Below are 3,867 nucleotides of genomic sequence, written 5' to 3'. Positions count from 1 at the left end.
AAGAAGCCTTCATGGCTGTTCTGAAAATGGATGAAGAAGAAAGTAAGAAGTAGCAAGGTTTGTTTGAAAACAGTGTAAAAAATAACCCATGTTTACATGGATTTGCCACCGGTTTGCCACCGGTGGTTTTTTTCGGTGGCAAAATTCAAGAATTCTTTCTCAGATTCTCCATGATATCGACCGTTTCATTTCTCATCTTATCTGTCACATGCGAGTAAGTATCCATCGTAATTGAAATTCTGCTGTGGCCCAATCGTTCAGAGATTTCTTTCATTTTTGCGCCATTTTCGAGAAGAAGTGTAGCATGAGTATGTCTGAGAGAATGGAAGTTAAAAGAGAGGGAGAGTGCATTCGATATCCTTCTTGTGTTCCATTTCACCACACTTGGCGTAACTAGCTCACCGTCTTCCTTCGTACATACTGCATTTGAATCAATGTAGAGCTTTCCATACTTCATTCGATTTTCTAATTGTTGTTTCTTATGTTTTTTCAGAATTGCTAGCAAGGTTTGTCCAATAAAAATCGTTCGATTGGAACTGCTTGTCTTTGGTGTACCATATACCCATATGCCATCATTCTTTACCATTTGTTTCTCTACAGTAATTGTTCCATTTGAAAAATCGACATTATCCCACGTCAGACCACAAACTTCGCCAACGCGCATTCCCGTATAAAATCCAATATTCAAAGGAATATAGAAAGGATGGCCTTCAGGAGTGATTTCTAGCATATGATCAAAGTCTTCAAGAGAAATGATTTTTAGATCTTTTTTAGTCGTTGGTCGTTCTTCATATTTTGGTATCTTTACATACAGCATAGGATTTTGCTTGATTAACCCCCAAGGATAAACCGCCATATTCAGCGCATTCTTAAGGACAGAGTGAGTAATAGTCATTGTTTTCTTCGAGTAACCCTTTTTAAATTCAGCATTGATGAAATTTTGTAAAAGAGCAGGGGAGAGATCCGTAAGTTTTTTCTTTCCTAAATAACCGTTTATATGATTTTTGATGGTAAATCGGTAGTTTTCATAGGTATTGTATTTTAGATTTAGTTTAACGTATTCCTCCATCCAAAAATCAAGGTATTGTTTTACTCGAGTATCCGTACCTAAAAAGTATTGTCCTGTTTCGTCAATATCTGATAAAACTTTTCGTAAAGCAGCTTCGGCCTCTGGTCGGGTGTCTCCGCCAACTTTCTCCACTTTTTTTCTTGAGCCATCATCATTGATATCTTCAAAATAATAATACCAACGTTTTCCACGTTTTCTCACACCGCCACGCATGTTATCAATCCTTTCGTAGATGATTTGTAATAGTAAGAAATTTTATAATATTTATTTTTAATCTGATAGGGGATAGAGCAAAAATCGTATTCATAAATAAAACATACGAACTTATGTTCTTTGGTGCTTAAAAAGAAAAGCCCGAAGGCTGTTCTTTTGATCTATTAGTTTAAAGAAATATCAACTGTTTCATCATTCCAAATAGATGTAGCATATTGAAGCTTTAACTTGGCATTTGTATCAGCTTGGCCAACCAAATCACCAGTAACTGAAGCACCATCATCCAAATCGCCACTATTTAATTGGTTAATATTATCTAATGTAGTGATTTCATCCATATCAGTGGCATTACCATCTGCATTTAGCTTGAAGTCATAAGGGTTATAGGACTGCTTTTTACCAGAATTATTAGTAATTGTAATGTTTGCGATAACATATTGTTTTCCATCATCAGGAGTATCGAACTCACTACCGCTACTGTATTGCACATTATTAACTTTAATTTCATAGCCCTCGTAGCTCACAGTATCTCCAACAGCAAAGTCCTGGTTCAAAGGATCACTAGAACTCTGTGTATCTTTCTCAGCAGAATCGTTGCTACTTACTTTTTCTGTTTTAGCAGAAGTAGTTTCTTTTTTATCATCGCCACCGCCTAGCGCACCACCAACGATGAACACAACGATTACCAATAGAATCCAAAACCAAACTCTCTTATAGAATGGTTTTTTCTCTTTCATAACATATGTTTTACCATCTTCTCCTGTAACCTTTTTCTTTGCCATTATTTCTCCTCCAAAAAAATATTATTACTCCCACTTAAGGCAGGCAGTGATAGTCGCCTCCAAATCAAAGAACTATACCGTTCACGCTTTCCCCACAAAGCAAAAGCACAATTCATGATTAACTAAATTAAGAATCTATAAGCCGAAACTGGAAGACCATATAAACGAGATAAATCTTCAATTTTTCTGGGATACATTTGTGTGTCTTCTTTATATAAGTCGGCTATAAGATTAGCAGCAAAGCAATTCGCTTCGCTTTCAGACTTGCTTCTAGAATTTCTTGTAGAGACGTAATAACTTGATAATCCTTTGTGGAAAATGGCATGACCAAGCTCATGAGCACAAATGTAAAATCTTTCCTCAGAATCCTTTAATTCGTCATTCAAAAGAATGACAGCACGACCTAAAATCTCTTGGAATTGACCTTTAGGATCATCAATAAAAGGAACATATTCAATTTGAATATCCATTTTTTCACAAATATAAAATGGATTAGCGGATTGATACTTCCACTTTAGGTTCTCAACTAAATTGATAACATCCAATTCCATACCCAATCACTTCTCTTTGTCCTTGTCTTCTTTTTTGAATTTCCAAAACATGCCTGCTAAAACATCTCTGACTCTTTGAAGCTGTTCGGGTGTTAAAGTTTCGCCTCCATAAGCCATGTTAGCATTTGATTCAAGTAGCTTATCAAGTTCAATTAAATCGTTTTCGTCAGCCCATTCCGGAATATCACTGGTACTAATAGGTGAATTTTCTTCAAAATAGGAAATAGAAACGCCCAAAGCTACTGATAGTTTTTTTAAAGTTTCCAAGGTTGGATCTTTCCGTTCACCTTTTTCAAATCTAGATATTTGAGAAGCACTTACTCCAGATTTTAACGCTAACTGATTAACTCCTAATCCTTTAGAGGTTCTCAATTCTTTTAGTTTTTCTCCAAATTCCATGATAAAACCCCTTTCTAAATAAATGATATAGCCTTGTGGCAATAAAAGCAAAAAAAATTGCAATTTGACAACAAAAAGTGTTGCCAAGTGACAAAAAAAGTATTATAGTATTGTCATAAGGCAATGGAGGTGTATTAGATGAAAACTTTGCTTAAGCAAGAAAAGCTCTACTCCTTGATGCAATCAAAAGGAGATGATCCATATTCACTTGCTAAAAGAATGAATGTTGCTCCGTCAACAATTTATAGAATTTTAAACGGAGATCGCGGAATCGGTGGTGAACTCATTCCGAAATTGCTTAAAGCTTTTGATTTATCTGAGAAAGATTTTGATAAGCTTTTTATTTTTAGTGAAGTATTGCCAAAAAACAACAGACAGAAGGTTTCTAAATGAAATTTTTAATAATAGCAATATGGATATTTGGAATACTTTGTATTCAGTCAATGCGTAAATTAGAACCTTGGAATAGTTGGTACCCTTTCTACGCATTGCTAGTTTTATTAATAATTACTAGTTATCTATTATCCGTCTAATATCGTACAAAAAGTGTTTCTTTCATGTACAAGCTAAGGAGATGATTTTAATGACACGCCAAGAAAAAATAAAAAATCTGCTAAAACTCTCAATACAACCTAAAGTTGAAAACCCAACAATTTCACCAAATTATGAAATTAAATTAAATGATTGGACATTAGGACGTGGAGTAACAAATATTGAACTATTTATGCCAGCATCAGGCAAGCCAAAACTAAAAATCGAATGTTTTATAGATGAAGTTGATATAAAAGATGTTTTGGTAGGACCAGAAATTCTCCCTTTGAGTAAATACTTCAAAAATTCAAAAGGAGAATAA

Annotated in this window: 6 protein-coding genes; 2 read left to right on the top strand and 4 right to left on the bottom strand. The window is 34.6% G+C overall.

What is annotated here, in order from left to right; genetic code table 11:
* Nucleotides 1-145 precede the first annotated feature (145 nt).
* The 4 genes from HMPREF2731_RS00355 to HMPREF2731_RS00340 form a co-directional block, all read right to left on the bottom strand.
* Entirely contained in the window at nt 146-1,282 is a 1,137-nt protein-coding gene (locus HMPREF2731_RS00355) for a site-specific integrase (RefSeq protein ID WP_070872057.1), read from the bottom strand.
* A gap of 164 nt (nt 1,283-1,446) precedes the next feature.
* Nucleotides 1,447-2,064, bottom strand: coding sequence for a DUF4352 domain-containing protein (locus tag HMPREF2731_RS00350; protein WP_070872055.1), 618 nt, complete (start codon nt 2,062-2,064; stop codon nt 1,447-1,449).
* A gap of 122 nt (nt 2,065-2,186) precedes the next feature.
* Complete coding sequence (locus HMPREF2731_RS00345; protein WP_016627804.1) at nt 2,187-2,615, bottom strand: ImmA/IrrE family metallo-endopeptidase; 429 nt, start codon at nt 2,613-2,615, stop codon at nt 2,187-2,189.
* A 6-nt stretch (nt 2,616-2,621) separates the two neighbouring features.
* Nucleotides 2,622-3,014: a helix-turn-helix domain-containing protein gene (locus HMPREF2731_RS00340; protein WP_025481521.1), complete on the bottom strand. Its 393-nt coding sequence runs from the start codon at nt 3,012-3,014 to the stop codon at nt 2,622-2,624.
* A 138-nt stretch (nt 3,015-3,152) separates the two neighbouring features.
* Between HMPREF2731_RS00340 and HMPREF2731_RS00335 the strand changes: the two genes are divergently transcribed.
* Both HMPREF2731_RS00335 and HMPREF2731_RS00330 read left to right on the top strand, forming a co-directional pair.
* The gene (locus HMPREF2731_RS00335) at nt 3,153-3,407 is read left to right on the top strand and encodes a helix-turn-helix domain-containing protein (RefSeq protein WP_016627806.1); all 255 of its coding nucleotides are present in this window, start codon (nt 3,153-3,155) and stop codon (nt 3,405-3,407) included.
* Between the two features lie 190 nt (nt 3,408-3,597).
* On the top strand, nt 3,598-3,867 hold the full coding sequence (locus HMPREF2731_RS00330; RefSeq protein WP_002301567.1) for a hypothetical protein: 270 nt from the start codon (nt 3,598-3,600) through the stop codon (nt 3,865-3,867).

This window comes from Enterococcus sp. HMSC072F02, from assembly GCF_001837725.1.
In the GTDB taxonomy this organism is placed as follows: domain Bacteria; phylum Bacillota; class Bacilli; order Lactobacillales; family Enterococcaceae; genus Enterococcus_B; species Enterococcus_B lactis.
This window is presented reverse-complemented; position numbering and strand designations above follow the sequence as displayed.

Excerpts from the sequence above, each read along its gene's own strand:
- HMPREF2731_RS00340 (WP_025481521.1), bottom strand. The coding sequence starts at position 3,014 with ATGGAATTTGGAGAAAAACTAAAAGAATTGAGAACCTCTAAAGGATTA.
- HMPREF2731_RS00330 (WP_002301567.1), top strand. The coding sequence starts at position 3,598 with ATGACACGCCAAGAAAAAATAAAAAATCTGCTAAAACTCTCAATACAA.
- HMPREF2731_RS00350 (WP_070872055.1), bottom strand. The coding sequence starts at position 2,064 with ATGGCAAAGAAAAAGGTTACAGGAGAAGATGGTAAAACATATGTTATG.
- HMPREF2731_RS00345 (WP_016627804.1), bottom strand. The coding sequence starts at position 2,615 with ATGGAATTGGATGTTATCAATTTAGTTGAGAACCTAAAGTGGAAGTAT.
- HMPREF2731_RS00355 (WP_070872057.1), bottom strand. The coding sequence starts at position 1,282 with ATGCGTGGCGGTGTGAGAAAACGTGGAAAACGTTGGTATTATTATTTT.
- HMPREF2731_RS00335 (WP_016627806.1), top strand. The coding sequence starts at position 3,153 with ATGAAAACTTTGCTTAAGCAAGAAAAGCTCTACTCCTTGATGCAATCA.